The 19778-nt window shown below is 57.1% G+C and carries 19 protein-coding genes; 3 read left to right on the top strand and 16 right to left on the bottom strand.

All coding sequences use genetic code 11. The features are described from left to right. The first annotated feature begins 16 nt into the window (after window positions 1-16). Together ABLU95_RS18100 and tatE are read left to right on the top strand one after the other, a co-directional pair. The gene (locus ABLU95_RS18100; protein ID WP_065882538.1) at window positions 17-805 is read left to right on the top strand and encodes a deaminated glutathione amidase; all 789 of its coding nucleotides are present in this window, start codon (window positions 17-19) and stop codon (window positions 803-805) included. Between the two features lie 242 nt (window positions 806-1047). Next, window positions 1048-1254 (top strand): twin-arginine translocase subunit TatE, encoded by a 207-nt coding sequence (tatE, locus tag ABLU95_RS18095; RefSeq protein WP_023288827.1) that lies wholly within the window; start codon window positions 1048-1050, stop codon window positions 1252-1254. 190 nt (window positions 1255-1444) lie between these two features. Here the strand turns inward: tatE and lipA are convergent, their stop codons facing one another. The 15 genes from lipA to leuS form a co-directional block, all read right to left on the bottom strand. Next, on the bottom strand, window positions 1445-2410 hold the full coding sequence (lipA, locus tag ABLU95_RS18090) for a lipoyl synthase (RefSeq protein WP_065882536.1): 966 nt from the start codon (window positions 2408-2410) through the stop codon (window positions 1445-1447). Between the two features lie 180 nt (window positions 2411-2590). Beyond that, complete coding sequence (locus ABLU95_RS18085) at window positions 2591-3550, bottom strand: YbeF family transcriptional regulator (RefSeq protein WP_074442609.1); 960 nt, start codon at window positions 3548-3550, stop codon at window positions 2591-2593. Between the two features lie 129 nt (window positions 3551-3679). Continuing rightward, window positions 3680-4324 (bottom strand): lipoyl(octanoyl) transferase LipB, encoded by a 645-nt coding sequence (gene lipB, locus ABLU95_RS18080; RefSeq protein WP_065882532.1) that lies wholly within the window; start codon window positions 4322-4324, stop codon window positions 3680-3682. 104 nt (window positions 4325-4428) lie between these two features. Further along, the gene (ybeD, locus tag ABLU95_RS18075; protein WP_002894474.1) at window positions 4429-4692 is read right to left on the bottom strand and encodes a DUF493 family protein YbeD; all 264 of its coding nucleotides are present in this window, start codon (window positions 4690-4692) and stop codon (window positions 4429-4431) included. Window positions 4693-4804: 112 nt separating this feature from the next. Next, the gene (gene dacA / locus ABLU95_RS18070) at window positions 4805-6004 is read right to left on the bottom strand and encodes a D-alanyl-D-alanine carboxypeptidase DacA (protein WP_023288831.1); all 1200 of its coding nucleotides are present in this window, start codon (window positions 6002-6004) and stop codon (window positions 4805-4807) included. Between the two features lie 139 nt (window positions 6005-6143). Beyond that, on the bottom strand, window positions 6144-7292 hold the full coding sequence (rlpA, locus tag ABLU95_RS18065; protein WP_348880131.1) for an endolytic peptidoglycan transglycosylase RlpA: 1149 nt from the start codon (window positions 7290-7292) through the stop codon (window positions 6144-6146). Window positions 7293-7303: 11 nt separating this feature from the next. Then, window positions 7304-8416, bottom strand: a complete 1113-nt coding sequence (gene mrdB / locus ABLU95_RS18060) for a peptidoglycan glycosyltransferase MrdB (protein ID WP_004885876.1) — start codon at window positions 8414-8416, stop codon at window positions 7304-7306. Continuing rightward, window positions 8416-10317 (bottom strand): peptidoglycan DD-transpeptidase MrdA, encoded by a 1902-nt coding sequence (gene mrdA / locus ABLU95_RS18055; protein ID WP_023288833.1) that lies wholly within the window; start codon window positions 10315-10317, stop codon window positions 8416-8418. Before mrdA ends, mrdB begins: the two co-directional genes overlap by 1 nt. 27 nt (window positions 10318-10344) lie before the next feature. Beyond that, window positions 10345-10812 (bottom strand): 23S rRNA (pseudouridine(1915)-N(3))-methyltransferase RlmH, encoded by a 468-nt coding sequence (gene rlmH, locus ABLU95_RS18050; protein ID WP_002894620.1) that lies wholly within the window; start codon window positions 10810-10812, stop codon window positions 10345-10347. A 3-nt stretch (window positions 10813-10815) separates the two neighbouring features. Beyond that, entirely contained in the window at window positions 10816-11133 is a 318-nt protein-coding gene (rsfS, locus tag ABLU95_RS18045) for a ribosome silencing factor (RefSeq protein ID WP_023288834.1), read from the bottom strand. 222 nt (window positions 11134-11355) lie between these two features. Next, entirely contained in the window at window positions 11356-11985 is a 630-nt protein-coding gene (locus ABLU95_RS18040) for an adenosylcobalamin/alpha-ribazole phosphatase (protein ID WP_072421312.1), read from the bottom strand. A 72-nt stretch (window positions 11986-12057) separates the two neighbouring features. After that, entirely contained in the window at window positions 12058-12708 is a 651-nt protein-coding gene (nadD, locus tag ABLU95_RS18035) for a nicotinate-nucleotide adenylyltransferase (RefSeq protein ID WP_032455122.1), read from the bottom strand. Continuing rightward, window positions 12701-13732 carry a DNA polymerase III subunit delta gene (holA, locus tag ABLU95_RS18030; protein ID WP_048297049.1) on the bottom strand — a complete coding sequence of 344 codons (1032 nt, stop codon included), beginning with the start codon at window positions 13730-13732 and terminating at the stop codon, window positions 12701-12703. Before holA ends, nadD begins: the two co-directional genes overlap by 8 nt. After that, window positions 13732-14322, bottom strand: a complete 591-nt coding sequence (gene lptE, locus ABLU95_RS18025; RefSeq protein ID WP_004885890.1) for an LPS assembly lipoprotein LptE — start codon at window positions 14320-14322, stop codon at window positions 13732-13734. Before lptE ends, holA begins: the two co-directional genes overlap by 1 nt. 14 nt (window positions 14323-14336) lie before the next feature. Beyond that, window positions 14337-16919 carry a leucine--tRNA ligase gene (gene leuS, locus ABLU95_RS18020; protein ID WP_023288838.1) on the bottom strand — a complete coding sequence of 861 codons (2583 nt, stop codon included), beginning with the start codon at window positions 16917-16919 and terminating at the stop codon, window positions 14337-14339. 226 nt (window positions 16920-17145) lie between these two features. On the opposite strand from leuS, the gene ABLU95_RS18015 reads away from it, so the two are divergent. Next, window positions 17146-17628: a zinc ribbon-containing protein gene (locus tag ABLU95_RS18015; protein ID WP_025999140.1), complete on the top strand. Its 483-nt coding sequence runs from the start codon at window positions 17146-17148 to the stop codon at window positions 17626-17628. Window positions 17629-17977: 349 nt separating this feature from the next. On the opposite strand, the gene ABLU95_RS18010 is transcribed toward ABLU95_RS18015, so the two are convergent. Continuing rightward, entirely contained in the window at window positions 17978-19756 is a 1779-nt protein-coding gene (locus ABLU95_RS18010; protein WP_086075255.1) for a filamentous hemagglutinin N-terminal domain-containing protein, read from the bottom strand. Window positions 19757-19778: the final 22 nt, after the last annotated feature.

Genomic DNA, 19778 nt, shown 5'->3' with positions numbered 1-19778 from the left:
CTGACGGGAGAAAAACATGCGGGTAGCGGCAGGGCAGTTTATCGTCACGCCAGTATGGCGGACGAATGCGCAAACTTGTGTGGCGATGATGCAGCAGGCGGCGCGTGAAGGGGCGGCGCTGCTGGTGCTGCCGGAGGCGTTGCTGGCACGTGATGACAACGACCCGGATCTGTCGGTGAAATCGGCCCAAACGCTGGATGGAGAGTTTTTACAGCTGCTGCTGGCCGAGAGCGCGCGTAACGGCCTGACGACGATCCTGACGCTGCATGTGCCGTCGGGGGAGGGGAGAGCAACCAACACGCTGGTGGTATTGCGTAAAGGGAAGGTTATTGCCCATTATCACAAACTTCATTTATACGACGCCTTCGCAATGCAGGAGTCCCGGCGGGTGGATCCCGGCCGGCAAATCCCGCCGGTGATTGAAGTGGCGGGTTTCCGCGTTGGCCTGATGACCTGTTACGATCTGCGTTTTCCGGAGCTGGCGCTGTCGCTGGCGCTGAACGGGGCGCAGCTGCTGGTGCTGCCCACCGCATGGGTGAAAGGGCCGCAAAAAGAGCATCACTGGGCGACGCTGCTGGCGGCGCGCGCGCTGGACACGACCTGCTACGTCGTGGCGGCAGGCGAATGCGGGACGCGTAACATCGGGCAGAGCCGCATCGTCGATCCGCTGGGGACCACCGTGGCGGGCGCGGGGAGCGAGCCGCAGCTGATCTATGCCGATATTTCCGCAGACTACCTTGCGCGGGTTCGCGAGCGTTTGCCGGTGCTGCAGAACCGACGGTTTGCGTCACCGCAATTATTGTGACGTTTTTTTAAACAAGGCTTGATTCACCTTGTTACAGATTGCTATTGTGTCCGCGCGCCAAATACCCGTATTGTTTATCCCAATAATTCGCTGTGCACGTCAGGACGGACACCCCAGCGCTCACTCCCGGAGGGGAGGCCTCGGGCTGATTCACGCAGCCCACGCACAGGTGGATTACAATATGACGGATAAATGCGTGTATGATGGCGTATTCGCAGCTTGTATAGAGAAGAAGGTTAGCTATGGGTGAGATTAGTATTACCAAACTGCTGGTAGTCGCAGCACTGATTATCTTAGTGTTTGGTACCAAGAAATTACGTACGCTGGGCGGCGACCTGGGGTCGGCTATCAAGGGCTTTAAAAAAGCCATGAACGAAGATGACGATAGCGCGAAGAAAACCACCGCTGAAGACGAAGCACCGGCGCAGAAGCTCTCTCATAAAGAGTAATTCTCCGGCTGCGTCCCCTGGTGGGATGCGGGTGGTACGGCGAAGAGGCCGCGACGTTTGACGTTGCGGCCTTTGTCGTTTTTGTCGACGCCGTGCAGGAAAGATGCAACTAACTGTTACGGGAAGGCGAAGCGAATGAAGCGGAGAGCGCCGCTGCGCCAGGACGTGACGCAGCGGGAGAAGCGGCAGGTTATTTAACTTCCATCCCTTTAGCCTGCAGGTCGGCGTGATAGGAAGAGCGAACGAAGGGGCCGCAGGCGGCGTGGGTGAAGCCCATCGCCATGGCTTCCGCTTTCATCTCTTCAAACTCTTCCGGGCTAACGTAACGCTGCACTGGCAGGTGGTGACGGCTCGGCTGCAGATACTGGCCTAACGTCAGCATGGTGACGCCATGACGGCGCAGGTCGCGCATGACTTCGATGATCTCGTCGTTGGTTTCGCCCAGGCCCACCATCAGGCCGGATTTTGTCGGGATCTCCGGGTGCGCTTCTTTAAAACGCTCCAGCAGCTTCAGCGACCAGTTGTAATCCGCGCCCGGACGCACCTGACGATAGAGGCGCGGTACGTTTTCGAGGTTGTGGTTGAAGACGTCCGGCGGGGTCACCGTCAGAATATCCAGGGCGCGATCCATACGGCCGCGGAAATCCGGGACCAGCGTTTCGATTTTAATCGTCGGGTTTTTCTCGCGAATGGCGCTGATGCAGTCGGCAAAATGCTGTGCGCCGCCATCGCGCAGGTCGTCACGGTCCACCGAAGTGACCACCACGTAGCGCAGCCCCATATCGGCGATAGTTTGCGCCAGCTTCTGTGGCTCGTTCGCATCTGGCGCGATCGGGCGGCCATGCGCCACGTCGCAGAATGGGCAACGGCGGGTACAGATCGCGCCGAGGATCATAAAGGTCGCGGTACCGTGGTTGAAGCACTCTGCAAGGTTCGGGCAGGAGGCCTCTTCGCACACGGAGTGCAGGCCGTTCTTACGCATCGCTGCTTTGATTCCCTGGATACGGGACGAGTCTGCCGGAAGTTTGATTTTCATCCATTCCGGTTTTCTGAGCAGAGCTTCACGCTCAGTTGCCACGTTCTTCACCGGGATAAGGGCCATTTTATCGGCGTCGCGGTACTTAACACCGCGTTCCATCACAATGGGTTTACTCATAGCGTGCGTGTTCCAGTTGCGAGTCACGAAGGAAAGCGAATTAATTCAATGAAATGTTGCAATTATCAACTATTTTTGAATCAAGAGCAGGCAGTATACCATTGAAAAGGGGCAGAAAGCAGCCTGCCTGCCCGGCAAATTGTAAAATAGTTGTTGTTTTATCCTTTTCCCTTCCGTGCGCTACACCTTGAACGTCTGGATCACGGTCTCAATGATCTCTTTCAGCAATGGCTCTTTCCCGCTCTGCTTATTGAAGTGCAGCGCAACATCAATCTGCTCTTCCCTAAGGGAGGGGAAGTCCAGGGTCTGCAGCGGCCAGAGACGGGATACCATGGCGAACAGGCGCTCGGTGGTCAGCCCCAGCATGTCGCTCTCGGCGATCATTGCCGCCTGGGTTAGCAGGTTGAAGGTGCTGAAACCGCAGCGGCGTTCGCCCATCTCCTCCTGCAGCCGACGGTGCAGCGTAGGGTAGCGCTGGCCTTCCGGCAGCAGCAGCGCAAATTCATACTTCGCGAGGGTAGTTTCATCCTGCGGACCGTCCAGCGCGGGATGCCCAGCGCGGCAGTACATCTGCACCCGTTCCTGATACAGCACGTGATGGCTTATCGCCTGGCCGCTGTGCAGATGGGTATCAATCAACAAATCCACCTGGCGCTGGTCGAGCTGCCGCGCGGCGTCGGTGAGGGCGATGTTGTGCAGCAGGATCTGCGGAAAGACCGGCTTCAGCGCGCTGGCCAGGCCAGGCATCAGCAGCGCCCCCATGGCTGGCGTGGTGGCGATAGTGATCACCCGCTGCTGGTGCGGGCTGCCGGTGATATCCAGCGCGCTGAGGAAAGCTTCCATACCGCGACTGATATACTGGTGAAGATGGGTGGCATAGGCGGTGGGCGTTACGCCCTGGCCTTTACGGATAAACAGCGGATCGGGGAACAGCGCCCGCAGTTTGTTTATTGACTGGCTAATGGCCGACGGCGTGATATTGAGTATCTTCGCGGCATTGACGATACCTTTGTGTACATACACGGCTTCGAAGATGGTCAACAGATTGAGGTCAATATTACGCAGGATGCGAAACATCTGACGGTCGTAACGTTCGTCCTGTCGGTCAGGAGATTCTGACGGCGGCGTATTCTCTGGCACGCGATGAGTCCGGTTGGGAATGATAGGCCAAGTATAGCGGCCCACCGCGTTGCCGTGCGTGACAATTGATTGCAAAAATAATGTGTTACTCGTTCAGCACCCCGCCGTCAGCGGGGCGCTGGTCGGCCCTTAACCCTGAGGAAGGTATTCGTGCGGGGGATTGTTCAGCAGCGCCAGCAGATGGGCGACCAGCCGCGGAGCGACTCTCTCCGGAGTGGCTTCCGGCTGCCACTGGCGCATTTGCGTCATCTCCATACCGGCATAGCCGCAGGGGTTGATACGCAGAAACGGCGTCAGATCCATAGCGATATTGAGCGCCAGGCCGTGGAAAGAGCAGCCTTTACGGATGCGCAGCCCCAGAGAGCATATTTTACGATCGCCGACGTAGACGCCAGGGGCGTCGGCGCGTGGGTGCGACTCAATACCGTATTCGGCAAGGGTATTGACGACCGTTTGCTCCAGCAGCGTCACCAGTTCACGCACGCCCAGCTTGCGGCGCTTGAGGTTCAACAGGACGTACATTACCTGCTGTCCCGGGCCGTGATAGGTTACCTGCCCGCCGCGATCGCTCTGGATCACCGGAATATCACCGGGCACCAGCAGGTGTTCCGCTTTGCCGGCCTGACCCTGGGTGAAGACCGGGTGATGTTCCACCAGCCAGATCTCATCGAGGGTATCTTCATCACGGGCGTCGGTAAATTCATGCATCGCCTGCGAGACGGGTTCGTAAGGTTGCAGGCCAAGCTGCCGGATTAGAATTTTATTGTGCTGCAAAACAATATCTCCGCCGGGAAGAGAGAATTCAGGTCGGGGAGTATATCACAGCCGTGCGGGAGGGAATGAGAAGACCCGGCACAGCGGCCGGGTCAGGGAAAAGGTTACAGCACCATCCGAACGATATCGATATTGCCTAACTCTTCGTACAGCGTTTCCACTTGTTCAATGTGGGTGGCGTTGATGGTGATGGAGACCGAGTGGTAGTTACCTTTGCTGCTCGGTTTTACTGACGGCGAGTAATCACCAGGCGCATGGCGCTGTACCACTTCCACCACCTGATCAACCAGCTCAGGCAACGCCTGCCCCATTACTTTGTAAGTAAATGGCGTAGGGAATTCAAGCAGTTCGTTAAGTTTGGTTTTCATGTCAGCTCCGGTGTTACGACAAAATAATAACTCCCACCAAGGGCGGGAGTTATCAGGTTACTTGGATGAATAGTATATGGGGATGGAAATCACACTTTCAAGTGTTCGATTTTTAACCAAACCAGTGGTGGAACATTAATTTAATGTAATCAATAATTTTACCGAAGAAATTACCTTCCGGAATTTCCTGCAGCACCACCAGCGGGCGCTGGTCAATGGTTTTACCATCCAGCTGGAAGTTAATGGTGCCGACGACCTGGTTTTTCTGCAGCGGGGCGTGCAGCTCAGTGTTATTCAGCACGTAGCTGGCTTTCAGATCTTTCATCCGGCCGCGCGGGATGGTCAGGTAGACGTCTTTATCCACCCCCAGCGAAGCGCGATCGCTGTCGCCGAACCAGGCCGGTTCGGATGCAAACTCTTTGCCGGCTTTAATTGGGTTGACGGTTTCGAAGAAGCGGAAGCCCCAGGTCAGCAGTTTTTTGCTTTCCGACTCACGCCCTTTGAACGTCCGGCCGCCCATTACCGCCGAGATCAGACGCATCTGCCCTTCGGTGGCGGAAGCGACGAGGTTGTAGCCCGCTTTGTCGGTGTGGCCGGTTTTGATGCCGTCGACGTTCAGGCTGTTATCCCACAGCAGGCCATTACGGTTCAGCTGGCGGATGCCGTTGAAAGTGAACTCTTTCTCACGATAGATGGAGTACTCGTTCGGCACGTCGCGGATCAGCGCCTGGCCAATCAGCGCCATGTCGCGCGCCGAGCTGAACTGGCCGTCAGCATCGAGGCCGTGAACAGTCTGGAAATGGGTGTTTTTCAGGCCGAGGGCGTTGACGTAGTTGTTCATCAGGCTGACGAAGGCGTCCTGGCTGCCGGCGACATAGTCGGCCATCGCCACGCAGGCATCGTTACCGGACTGCAGGTTGATACCGCGGATCAGCTGGGAAACCGGCACCTGCATCCCCGGCTTGAGGAACATCAGGGAAGAGCCTTTGAATACCGGGTTGCCGGTGGCCCAGGCGTCGTTGCCGACGGTGACCAGATCGGACTCTTTGAATTTACCCGCTTTCATCGCCTGACCGATAACATAGCTGGTCATCATTTTGGTCAGACTGGCCGGGTCGCGGCGGGAGTCGGCGTTGTTTTCAGCCAGCACCTTGCCAGAGTTGTAATCGATAAGGATCCAGGATTCGGCGTCAATCTGCGGGGCGCCTGGGATCATCGTTTTGATATTCAGGTCATCGGCGCGGGCAGCGGAGGAGAGCGCTGCAACGGAGAGCGCCGTGATGAGTAAACGAGCGGTGAAAGAGGTCTTCATGGTCAGAACAACGGCATCCGTGATGGAGTTAAAAAAAGTGCCTTACTATAGCAAATGCTCTGCGGGCCAGCATCCGACATTGCGCATGAGTTTGTTAATGACTTTTACATGCGCAAGGTGAACGGCCTGCCCGCGGCCTTTAGTTGGCGCGAGTAATAAAGGACTGCAGCTGCGCTTCGCTTTGCAGGCGCTGCTGAACGGCGCTGGCCTGCGCCTTGTCGGCAAACGGCCCCAGCTGAATACGCCACACCGCGCCGTTTTGCATGACCCGGCCCGGCACAGAGAACTGCTGGCTCAGACGCTGCTGATACTGCTGCGCCCGCGCCTGGTCGCTCACTGCGCCCACCTGCACGACAAAGCTACCGCTGGCGCTGGAGGTGGCGGAAGACGAAGCGGCAACGGCGCCGGCGGCTGCGGCGGTGGCCGCTGCGGGCGCGACGCTACCCTGGATGGAGCCGGGCGCGGTCACCGGCGCTGCTGGCGTGGCGCCGGCGGCAGGTGCCGTCGCGGCGGCGGCCGCGGGTTCGCTGCTCTCCAGCACGCCGCTGTTCAGCGGCGTCGGGGCGCCGAGGAAACCGCCGCTGTTCACCGGTGCGCCAACGCTGTCTTCCGGCTTCAGCGTGCTGTTGCTGATCGGGCGAATGTCTGTGGGCGCGGGCTGGCTCATGCCAGCGGCGTCACCGCCGTCCAGATTCGGACGGGCGGGCAGGGCGTAAGTCTGTTTGGCGACGGTGGTACAAGCCATTCCCGGGCCGGAAAGCGAACCGTCAGGCGCGACGATGATCGGGTCGATACGCACTTTGGTGTTATTCGAGGTGTTCAGGCGGTCGGCGGACGCGCGGGAGAGCGAGATAACCCGATCGTTGCCGTAGGGACCGCGATCGTTAATCCGCACGACGATCATGCGCCCGTTGGCGAGGTTGGTGATCCGCGCATAGCTCGGGATCGGCAGCGTCGGGTGCGCCGCGGTCAACTGCGTCGGGTCGAAGGTTTCACCGCTGGCGGTCAGGTTGCTGTTGGGTTCTGCGTCATAGATCGCCGCGAAACCGGCTTGAGTAAAGTTTGCCGGATCCTGGACGATGTTGTAGCGCTTACCATCGCGCTCATAATCCTGATTCGCCGTCGCGTTCGGCGTTTCATACTGCGGATCGGCGCCGCTGATCTCAACCGTCGGGCCATTACAGACGGCCGGCTGTGGAGTACTGACCGTCTTTTGTTGCACGTCATCACTCGAACATGCCGCCAGCAGCCCCGCTGCTATGCAGATCCCCAGCCATTGCTTACGCATTGCGAACCCCTTTAAACGCTTTTCGACAACATTTTTCTGTGGGTATGGATCGACATCACGATACCAAACCCGGCCATCAATACGATCAGGGCGGAGCCCCCGTAGCTCACCAGCGGCAACGGTACGCCCACCACCGGTAAAATACCACTCACCATACCAATATTTACGAAGACATAAACGAATAAAATCAACATTAAACCACCGGCCATGACCCGGCCAAAGGTGGTTTGCGCCTGGGCGGCGATCCACAGTCCGCGCATGATCAGCAGAATATAGAGCGCCAGCAGGATCAGTACGCCAATCAGGCCCAGCTCTTCGGCGAGAACGGCGAAGATAAAGTCGGTATGGCGTTCCGGCAGAAACTCCAGCTGCGACTGGGTGCCGTGCAGCCAGCCTTTGCCGCGCAGACCGCCGGAGCCAATGGCAATTTTAGACTGAATAATGTGATATCCCGCGCCCAGCGGGTCGGTTTCCGGATCGAGCAGCATCATCACGCGCTGGCGCTGATAGTCGTGCATCAGGAAGAACCACAAAATCGGGATAAAGGCGGCGACCAGCACCACCGCGATGCCGATCAGGCGCCAGCTGAGGCCGGAGAGGAACAGCACAAACAGACCGGAGAGGGCGATCAGAATCGAGGTCCCGAGGTCAGGCTGCGCCGCCACCAGCAGCGTCGGCAGGAAGATCAGCACCAGGGCAATACCGGTATTCTTCAGCGAAGGCGGGCAGACGTCGCGGTTAATAAAGCGCGCCACCATCAGCGGCACGGCGATTTTTGCAATCTCCGACGGCTGAAAGCGGACGATACCGAGATCCAGCCAGCGCTGCGCCCCTTTGGAGATGGCGCCGAAGGCGTCGACGGCCACCAGCAGAATAATACAGAAAATATAGAGGTAGGGCGCCCAGCCCTCATAGACCCGCGGCGGGATCTGCGCCATGACGATCATGATCACCACGCCCATGGCGATCTGGCCGATTTTACGCTCCATCATGCCGACGTCCTGACCGCTGGCGCTCCAGATAACCAGCGCGCTGTAGGTCAGCAGCGCCAGCAGGATCAGCACCATAGTGGGATCGAGATGGATCTTATCCCACAGCGATTTTTTGTTCGGATTATCCGTCATTATTGATCCTCCCCTGCGGTTACCGCCGGGTTTTCGCTTGGCAGCGTGGTGTTGTTATCGCCCAGCATGATGTGATCGAGGATTTGGCGCATAATCGTACCGACCGCCGGGCCGGCACCGCCGTTTTCCAGGATCATCGCCACGGCAACCTGCGGGTTGTTATAAGGCGCAAACGCCGTCATCAGTTTATGGTCACGCAGACGCTCAGAGATTCGGTGCGCGTTATAGGTTTCGTTGGCCTTCAGGCCGAACACTTGGGCGGTACCGGACTTGGCCGCGATTTTATACGGCGCGCTGGCGAAATATTTGTGCGCGGTGCCGTTGCCGCGGTTGGCCACGCCGAACATGCCGTCTTTGGCGATTTCCCAGTAGCCGGAATGGATGTCGCCTACCGGCGGCTCATGAGGCTGGACCCACGGAACGGGCTTGCCGTCTTCCACGGTGCTTTGCAGCAGGTGCGGTACTTTCACCACCCCGTCGTTAATCAGGATCATCAGCGCTTTGTTCATCTGGATCGGCGTGGCGGTCCAGTAACCCTGGCCGATGCCCACCGGAATGGTGTCCCCCTGGTACCAGGGTTTTTTAAAGCGTTTGAGCTTCCATTCGCGGGTCGGCATGTTGCCCGAGCGCTCTTCGGCGAGGTCGATACCGGTATAGTGGCCGTAGCCGAACTTGCTCATCCACTCCGAGAGGCGATCGATGCCCATGTCATAGGCGACCTGATAGAAATAGGTATCCGCGGACTCCTCCAGCGCTTTGGTGACGTTCAGGTGGCCGTGGCCCCATTTTTTCCAGTCACGATAGCGTTTTTCCGAGCCGGGCAGCTGCCACCAGCCCGGGTCGAACAGGCTGGTATTGCGCGTGATCACCCCGGCGCTCAGCGCCGAGACGGCGACGTACGGTTTGACCGTCGATGCCGGCGGATAGACCCCTTGCGTCGCACGGTTGACCAGCGGCGTGTTGGGATCGTTGAGCAGGCCGGAGTAATCTTTGCTGGAGATGCCGTCGACGAACAGGTTCGGGTCGTAGCTCGGCGTCGAAACCAGCGCCAGAATGGCGCCGGTACGCGGGTCGGTGACCACCACCGCGGCGCGGCTGCCGGCCAGCAGCGTTTCGATATACTGCTGTAGCTTGAGGTCGAGGGTGAGATAGATGTCGCGTCCGGCCTGCGGAGGCACCTCTTTGAGCTGACGAATAACGCGGCCGCGGTTGTTCACTTCAACCTCTTCGTAGCCGGTCTGACCGTGCAGGACGTCCTCGTAATAACGCTCAATACCCAGCTTACCGATGTCATGGGTCGAGGCGTAGTTGGCCAGTTTGCCCTCTTTATCGAGGCGGTCGACGTCTTTATCGTTAATTTTCGACACGTAGCCGATGACGTGCGTCAGCGCCGAGTTATAGGGGTAGTAACGGCGCTTGTAGCCTTTGACTTCCACGCCGGGAAAGCGGTACTGGTTGACGGCAAAGCGGGCCACCTGCACTTCGCTGAGGTTGACCTTGACCGGAATCGAGGTAAAGCGATGGGAGCGGGCGCGCTCCTTTTTGAAACCGGCGATATCATCGTCGGTTAAATCGACGACGTCGCGTAGCGCATCCAGCGTCTGCTGCACGTTATCGACTTTCTCCGGCATCATCTCCAGCTGATAAATGGTGCGGTTAAGCGCCAGCGGGGTACCGTTGCGATCGTAAATAATGCCGCGGCTCGGCGGGATCGGGACCAGCTTGATGCGGTTTTCGTTCGAGCGCGTCTGATAGTCGTCGAAGCGAACGATTTGCACATTGTACAGGTTGGCGATCAGAACGCCGGTAAGCAGCAAAATCCCCAAAAAAGCGACCAGCGCCCGGCGCACGAACAGCGAGGATTCAGCCGTATAGTCGCGGAAAGAATTCTGTAATTTCATTCGCTGCTCAGTCTACCCTGATCATCATTACTCACGGTGGTACGGATGGTTGGTGGTAATGCTCCACGCCCGATACAGGCTCTCGGCCACCAGTACGCGCACCAGCGGGTGAGGTAAGGTGAGGGTGGAGAGCGACCAACTCTGTTCCGCCGCTGCTTTACAGGCTGGAGAGAGGCCTTCCGGGCCGCCGACCAGCAAACTGACGTCGCGCCCGTCCTGTTTCCAGCGTTCCAGTTCGCGCGCCAGCTGCGGCGTATCCCATGGTTTACCCGGAATATCCAGGGTCACGATGCGGTTTTTACCGGCAGCGGCTAACATCATCTCGCCCTCTTTTTCGAGGATGCGCTTGATATCAGCGTTCTTGCCGCGCTTACCGGCGGGGATCTCCACCAGTTCGAACGGCATATCTTTGGGAAAACGGCGCAGATACTCGCTAAAGCCGGTCTGTACCCAGTCCGGCATTTTGGTGCCAACGGCCACCAGCTGCAACTTCACGCATTAACTCCAGAGTTTTTCCAGCTCGTACAGACGACGGCTCTCTTCCTGCATGACGTGAACCATCACGTCGCCGAGGTCGACGACGATCCAGTCGGCGGCGGCTTCCCCTTCAACGCCCAGCGGCAGCAAGCCGGCGGCGCGGGATTCCTGGACCACGTGGTCGGCGATGGACATCACATGACGCGTGGAGGTGCCGGTGCAGATAATCATGCAATCGGTGATGCTGGATTTGCCATGTACATCAATGGCAACGATGTCCTGACCTTTCAGGTCATCAATTTTGTCGATAACAAAATCCTGGAGTGCTTTACCCTGCAAGTGTTCCCCCTGGGTGCGTGAAGATTGATAATCATAAAGAGCCTGACAGTATACCTGAACTAATGAAAAAGTCGGGTGAAATGTCTGTCGGCAGGCGTTCGCGGCGGAGTATCATCCCATCCCTCGCCGAGGATTGCATCGCCATTTTTGTAAAACAATTTCTGCAAACCTGCTTTGGCGGATGCTGCCTGGCAGCGGAGAATAGCAGCCTGCTCTGGCCTGTCAATGGTTCGGCGGGAATTCTTCTTGCGGCTGCCAGACGGCCTGGCTATTTAATACCCGCAGGGTGGTGAAATCGTCGCGAATGTCGAGGAGACTCCAGGCGCCATGGGCTATCGGAAAGTGCCACATCGCCGCGGCGGGCATCTGCAACAGCAGGGCGATCAGCAGGCTCAGGACGCCCTGATGGCCGACGATCAGCAGGTGGTCAAGATGGCGGCAGTCGGTCAGCGTGGGGGTAAACTCGCTGACGCGGCGGGCAAAACGCTGAAAGCTTTCGCCGTTGGTCGGGGCCGCGTGCTGCCAGTCAGCGCACCATGCGGCATAGTTTTCCGCATCTTCTCGCTGGAGGTCGCGATGATGGCGCATCTCCCAGTCGCCGAAAAACATCTCATTGAGCGCGGCATGGCATTCGCGCGGGATAGCGCGATCGCCAAGCAGCAGATCGGCCGTTGTCCCGGTCCGCGCCAGCTCGCTGCAGAAGACTTTATCGAAAGGCACCGCGCGCAGTCGTTCACCGAGCGCTCGCGCCTGAGCGACGCCGCGCGGCGTCAGAGGCGTGGGGGCGTGGCCGCTATATAACCCGGCAACGTTGGCTTCGGTTTCGCCATGGCGTACTAACCACAATTTCATGAACAGGCTCTGACAGGCGATGGAGAGGTGGCGTTACGATAGCGCTTTTTTCGCGCCAGGCCCAGCCCGGGGTCAGCAATAGAGACCCTGCTCGCGGATGTAGTCCAGCACCGCGGCCGGCAGCATCTCGGCGCAGGACTCGCCGCGCTCAAGGCGCTGGCGAATGATCGTCGCCGAAATATCGAACCACGGGGTCTCAGCCAGGTAGATCACGCCGGAAGGGCGGTGATGCAAAGACTCCACGTCGTGGGTTAAATGGCGATCCAGCCAGCGCTGATCGGCCTCATGGGCCATGGTCAGCGGGTAACCCGGCCGGCGGCAGACAATCAGGTGGACATTGTCGAGGATGGTTTCATAGTTATGCCAGGTGGGAAAGGTGAGCAGCGAATCCTGGCCAATGATAAACGCCAGCGGCTTGTGCGGCCCCTGCTCCTGGCGCCACTCCTGCAGCGTTTGCGCCGTCCAGGAGGGGGTATCGCGCCGCAGTTCGCGTTCATCAAGCGTGAACAGCGGCTTATCGGCAATCGCCAGCTTCAGCATGTGCACGCGCTGGGCGCTGGTGGCTTCCGGCTGGGGACGATGCGGCGGGACGTTATTAGGCATGATGATGACCTTGCTCAGGCCAATCTGATTCGCCAGGATCTCGACCGGCTTGAGGTGACCATAATGCACCGGATCGAAGGTGCCGCCATAGATTGCCTGTAAGTGAGTCATATCAACCATCAATAAAAACGTCCGCCAGGGCTTTGTGGCAGAGCAACAACGAAAGACTTTCCAGTTCGGGCCAGACGTCGTACCCGTAATCCTGTTTAAAGGTCAGTTCCGCGCGGGTCAGAAGGGTCACCGCCTGGCGCAGCTGTTCGCCGCTGAGTCGGGCGAGGGCGTCGCTGAGCAGCTGACGGCGGTTTTGCCAGACCCGATGTTTATCAAACAGCGAACGCAGCGGCGTCTGTGCCGACTGGCGCTTGAGGGTGACCAGCAGCAGCAGCTCCCGCTGTAGCGTACGCAGCAGGATCGCCGGCTCGCAGCCTTCAAGACGGAGCTGCTGCAGAACGTGCAGCACGCGCTTACTTTTGCCTGCCAGCAGGGCATCGACCCAATGGTAAGGGGTAAAGTGCGCGGCATCGTTCACCGCCTGCTCAACGCGGGGCAGGGTCAGCTTACCGTCCGGCCAGAGCAGCGCCAGACGCTCCAGCGCCTGCGCCAGCGCCAGCAGATTGCCTTCGTAACAGTAGCACAGCAGCTGGCTGGCCGCGTCGTCGAGCTGCAGCTGATGCTGTTTGGCCCGCGCGGCCAGCCAGCGCGGCAGCTGCGCGTATTCCGGCGTCTGGCAGCTGACCTGGACGGCGCGCTGAGCCAGCGCGGTGAGCCACGCGGCATTCTCCTGGGCTTTGGTCAACTTACTGCCGCGAACGATCAGCAGCAGGTCGTCGTGCAGCAGACCGACCAGCGTCGCCAGCTGTTCGTTGATCGCCGCGTTGGGGCCGTTTTCCGGCAGGATCAACAGCAGGGTTTGCCGGCTGGCAAACAGGCTCATCGCCTGGCTTAAGGCGAAAAGCGCCTGCCAGTCGGTGCTGTTATCGATAGTGAAGGTGTGGTGTTCGGTAAAGCCCTGCGCGGCAGCGGCTTCGCGAATAGCGTCCTGGCTTTCCTGCAACAGCAGAGGATCGTTGCCAAGCAGCAGATAGGCCGCGCGCAGCCCTTCAGTGAGCTGCGCGCGGAGCTGTTCCGGGTACAACCGAATCATCATTGACCCAGCGTGGTGGAGACGCGGTTACCCGAGGACGCCGGCGCGGTGCTGCCCGCGACCGGTTTTTCTTCCTGCTGGGTGGCTTCAACATCCGCAACCTGAACGCTTGGCAGTTTACGAATCAGCTGTTCCGCCGCTTTATCGTACATTTCCTGGATAATCATATCCTGCTCGGCGTCTTTGGCTAGCGCCGCCTGCGGGTTATCAAAGAACGAACGATAGACCTTGGTGGTTATCGGATAGATATCGTGACCCGGGATCAGGACGCTGGCATGAACGGTCATGACCATCTGATATTCCGCCGTACGACCGTCCTGGAACACCGATGCCGTATCTTTCTGAATCGACGATCCATCGAGGCGCAGAGAAGGGACATCTTTACGCAGCGTGCTGGCGTCGATCAGTTCCACGCCGTTAAGACGCAGCTGATTACGCACCGCGCGGCTTAACGGCCCGTTCGGATCGCTCGACTGGAAGATCATGGTTTTCATGGTGGTGGGCACCTTGGTAGTGCTACGCAGATGCCAGCCACAGCCGGCGGTGGCAAGCACCGCCAGAGATAACAACATTGTTACCAGATATCGCACGCTTCCTCCCGCGCTTAGCCAACGACCAGATTGAGCAGTTTACCCGGAACGTAAATCACTTTACGCACGGTTTTGCCGTCGAGATACTTCGCCACCAGATGCTCCTGGCCGGCGCGCTCGCGGACCTGCTCTTCAGTTGCGTCTACCGCAACGGTAATTTTACCACGAACTTTGCCGTTGACCTGGACGACGACGAGGGTGCTGTCTTCCACCATCGCGCTTTCATCTGCCACCGGCCACGGCGCGTTGTCGATATCGCCTTCACCGTTCAGCTCACGCCACAGGGTGAAGCTGGCGTGCGGGGTGAACGGGTTGAGCATACGCACGACCGCCAGCAGGGCTTCCTGCATCAGAGCGCGATCCTGCTCATCTTCCTGCGGCGCTTTCGCCAGCTTGTTCATCAGCTCCATGATCGCCGCGATGGCGGTGTTGAAGGTCTGACGACGACCGATGTCATCGGTCACTTTGGCGATGGTTTTGTGGATATCGCGACGCAGCGCTTTCTGATCTTCACTCAGCGCCGCCACGTTCAGGGCCGCAACGTCCCCTTTGGTGGTGTGTTCGTAGACCAGCTTCCAGACGCGTTTCAGGAAGCGGTTCGCCCCTTCGACGCCAGATTCCTGCCACTCGAGGGTCATATCCGCCGGGGAGGCGAACATCATGAACAGACGCACGGTATCCGCGCCGTAGCGCTCAACCATGACCTGCGGGTCGATGCCGTTGTTTTTCGACTTGGACATCTTGCTCATGCCGGTGTACACCAGCTCGTGGCCCGCCGCGTCTTTCGCTTTCACTATACGGCCTTTTTCGTCACGTTCGACGATGGCGTCAACCGGGGAGACCCAGTTACGTTCGCCGTTTTCGCCTACGTAGTAGAAAGCGTCAGCCAGCACCATGCCCTGGCACAGCAGCTGTTTCGCCGGCTCATCGGAGTTGACCATGCCCGCGTCGCGCATCAGTTTGTGGAAGAAGCGGAAGTAGAGCAGGTGCATGATCGCGTGTTCGATACCGCCGATGTAGATATCGACCGGCAGCCAGTAGTTGGCCGCTTGCGAATCCAGCATCCCTTCCTGATACTGCGGGCAGGTGTAGCGCGCATAGTACCAGGAGGATTCCATAAAGGTGTCAAAGGTGTCGGTTTCGCGCAGCGCCGGCTGGCCGTTAACCGTGGTCTTGGCCCATTCAGGATCGGCTTTGATCGGGCTGGTGATGCCGTCCATGACCACGTCTTCCGGCAGGATCACCGGCAGTTGATCTTCCGGGGTCGGCAGCACGGTGCCGTCTTCCAGGGTGACCATCGGGATCGGCGCGCCCCAGTAGCGCTGACGGGAGACGCCCCAGTCGCGCAGGCGGTAGTTAATTTTACGCTCGCCGACGCCCATGGCTGCCAGTTTGTCGGCAATGGCGTTGAAGCCCGCTTCATAATCGAGGCCGCTGAACTCGCCGGAGTTAAACAGGACGCCTTTCTCGGTCAGCGCCTGCTCCGAGAGATCTGGCTCAGAACCGTCGGAGGCGAGGATCACCGGCTTGATGTTCAGCCCGTATTTGCTGGCGAACTCGTAGTCGCGCTGGTCGTGACCCGGAACGGCCATCACCGCGCCGGTGCCGTACTCCATCAGCACGAAGTTAGCCGCCCATACCGGAATTTCTTCGCCGGTCAGCGGGTGGATAGCTTTAAAGCCGGTATCGACGCCTTTTTTCTCCATCGTCGCCATGTCGGCTTCCGCCACTTTGGTGTTGCGGCATTCGTCGATAAAGGTGGCCAGTGCCGGATTGTTGGCCGCAGCCTGCTGCGCCAGCGGGTGACCCGCAGCGACCGCCAGGTAGGTACAGCCCATAAAGGTGTCCGGGCGAGTGGTGTAGACGGTCAGCTTGTCGGCGTAATGGTTAACGTCAAAGGAGATTTCCACCCCTTCAGAACGGCCGATCCAGTTGCGCTGCATGGTCTTCACGGTGTCCGGCCAGTGGTCCAGCTTATCCAGATCGTTCAACAGCTCATCGGCGTAGGCGGTGATTTTAATAAACCACTGCGGGATCTCTTTACGCTCGACTTTGGTGTCGCAGCGCCAGCAGCAGCCGTCGATAACCTGCTCGTTGGCCAGTACGGTCTGGTCGTTCGGGCACCAGTTCACCGCGGAGGTTTTTTTGTACACCAGGCCTTTTTTGTACAGCTCGGTGAAGAACTTCTGCTCCCAGCGGTAGTATTCCGGAGTGCAGGTCGCCAGCTCGCGGCTCCAGTCATAGCCGAAGCCCAGCATTTTGAGCTGGTTTTTCATGTAGGCGATGTTGTCGTAGGTCCACGGCGCTGGCGCGGTGTTGTTTTTTACCGCCGCGCCTTCCGCAGGCAGACCGAACGCATCCCAGCCAATTGGCTGCAGGACGTTTTTACCCAGCATACGCTGATAGCGGGCAATCACGTCGCCGATGGTGTAGTTACGCACGTGACCCATGTGTAGTCGACCAGAAGGATAAGGAAGCATCGACAGGCAGTAATACTTCTCTTTGCTCTCGTCTTCAGTTACTTCAAATGTACGATTTTCGTCCCAGTGAAGCTGGACTTTCGATTCTATCTCTTCCGGGCGGTATTGCTCTTGCATGGCAGCCAGTGGTCCTGTTTTCAATACAGCTACAAAATGTAGCCAATGGATGTGTTATTTCAGATCGGCATAGCATAGCCCAAACGCCAACGTCAAAACAGCTTTTCGCACATCAACATCGGCAAAAGCTGGGCAGATTATTTCGCAAGTCTGTGGCTTGTCAGACACAGCGGGAGAGGAATAAGGTCTATTATCAGAAGACGTTAACCACACCGGAGGCGAAATGATGAACAAGGTTGCTCAATATTACCGTGAACTGGTCTCCTCGCTCAGCGAACGGCTCCGCCATGGAGAGCGCGATATTGACGCGCTGGTGACGCAGGCACGCGATAAAATTGTCCGCGCCGGCGATCTGACGCAGAGCGAGATTGAGTCGGTGATAGCCGCGGTCAAGCGCGATCTTGAGGAGTTTGCCCGCAGCTACGAAGAGAGTCATGAAGACGAGAGCGACAGCGTGTTTATGCGGGTGATCAAAGAGAGCCTGTGGCAGGAGCTGGCCGATATCACTGACAAAACCCAGCTTGAGTGGCGGGAGGTTTTTCAGGATCTGAATCACCACGGCGTATACCACAGCGGCGAAGTGGTCGGTTTAGGTAACCTGGTGTGTGAGAAGTGTCACTATCACCTGGCGGTGTATACCCCGGATGTGCTACCGCGCTGTCCGAAGTGCGGCCACGATCAGTTCCAGCGTCGCCCGTTTGAGCCCTGATCGATCGGGCCCGGTGCTGAATGATTGCGCCGGGCCGGTGTAAAAATAATTAATGATAAATTTATTGGACAATATAAGTTATATATTGGCTTGCATTTTAAAAATATGTTGTTCGTCCTTTTTATCTCTTCTGGCTTGATACTTATTCTTTTTTCACTAAGTTACGACTTATCCTGAAGCATGACATGCAGCACATCGCAGGTATCATGGCATATTCTCTTGGCAAAATTAATTTGCAATAAGATGCTGGCGATCGCTTGCTAAAGGTGGGTGGGCTCCGCCTGATGCAAGGCGTTGTCAGTAGTGGTTAATCATTGGCGATGCGCTGTCACCAGCGCATCGCTTATTTTTAGCGAATAGTATTTATTTCAGCATATTTATACTGCTGTTTCCCGCCCATGTCAGAGGCGTAGTTATGATAAGAGTTGAGGACCAGTTTGTTAGCGGAAATAGAACCTTTACCGCAGGTTTCCAGGTTCAAAAAGCCGCAGCGGTAGCCGCCATTTTTGACATTCCTGGTAGTCATTGTCAAGGTGCCATTAGCTTTAATTTGGTAGCGGTTAGTGATGTCTGCACTATTTCGTGTATACAGCGTCATATCATTGTTCGCATAAAGCAGACCATCATTAAGAATACCGTTGTTTGCGCTGATGCTGGTATTGTTCCCATCTATTGTGGCCCTGTTGCGTAGGTAGTTACTCTCGATATTCAGCGAACCACCGTAAATATAATAAGCGTTGTATATGACATCACTTTTAATCGTAAGCGAATTACTGCCAACAAGGTTACCTTCCTGCTCCAATTTTCCGTTAGTGGTAATCGTTACGTCATTGCCGGAAATTCGCCCTGAGTTATATATTTTCCCCGTATTGATTTTGTCATCCTTTACAGATTTCACGTTGAGGTTGGAGTAGCCCAAAATATTTCCGGTAACGTTGAGGCTATCGCCGCTGAAGGAAATGTTCGTGGCATTGCCCCGGATTGAACCTCCGTTATCGATATTTTTGGCGGACACATCTAACTGGCCTTCGGAGCCGATATATGAGCCATAGCGGGTGGTGATATTGCCTGTGCTGGCCACGGATAATGCTTCAGTTCCGCTAATGTTGCCTGTATTAACAAGGTTACCCGTCGAGCCAATAGCTAGCGTCTGGCTGCTGGCAATAGTGCCTTCATTGGTCAACGCGCCCATGCTATTTAGCTGTGTAGCGTAGGCTTTGCTATTGATCGAACCCGTATTTTTCATGTCGCCGACTGATATCATAGACGCCATAATGCCGTTCCCGTTGATAGCCCCTTCATTAACCAGAGAACCAAAGCTGGTCATGGCGAGCGCGGTATTTGTCGTAATGGTACCTTTATTTCGCACGCCAAGACCTAAAGTATTACCCACCATACTAATACTATTGGCCTTAATTCCGCCCAGTTTACTGATATCAATGCTGTATTCCGGTGTAAGCATCTGCTTAACCGTCGCCGTTTTCCCCAGGGAAGCTATTTTCCCGGTGTTGTTGTCAAACGTGAAGTTACCCGCGCCTAATGTAGCATTGGCGGCGGCCACGGTGCCGTTAATCGCAATGGCATCCGCAAGCAGGGCGGCATAGTTAGTTGAGGCATTCATACCTTTATCACCGATGGTGATTTTCCCTTGCGTGACCGTGTAGCTCTCAATTGCGCCGGTATCGCTCAGGTTGACCTGACCCGTGGTGAGTACCGCTTTGTTGGTGTTGATAAAGCTGCACCCGGAGCAGGTGATGCCGTTGGGGTTAGCGATAACGACATCGGCTTTTTGCCCGTTGACTTCGATAAAGCCCTGCAGGTTACTCATTTTATTCGAGGTCACTTCATTTAAAATCACGGAAGCGCTGCCGTTGGTGAGGTTGTTATTTTTTGCGATGTTACCGTGAGTGCTATGGTTCACGTCGCTGGCGCTGTTGTTTAAAATAGTGCCGTTAGGACCGACGTTGAATTCGCGATATAAGTTATGCGAGACGCCTGCGGCATTAGGCGCTTCGATATCAATAACATTTACCCCTGACCTATGCGTATAGCTTGACGGATCGGCATAAACAACGGATGAACTTAGCGCTGCAGCCAGCGCAACATATGAAACCTTAAATTTAAACATGTAATTTATTCCTTTAAATATG

This window comes from Klebsiella sp. GG_Kp146, from assembly GCF_040061975.1.
GTDB lineage: Bacteria > Pseudomonadota > Gammaproteobacteria > Enterobacterales > Enterobacteriaceae > Klebsiella > Klebsiella quasipneumoniae.
This window is presented reverse-complemented; position numbering and strand designations above follow the sequence as displayed.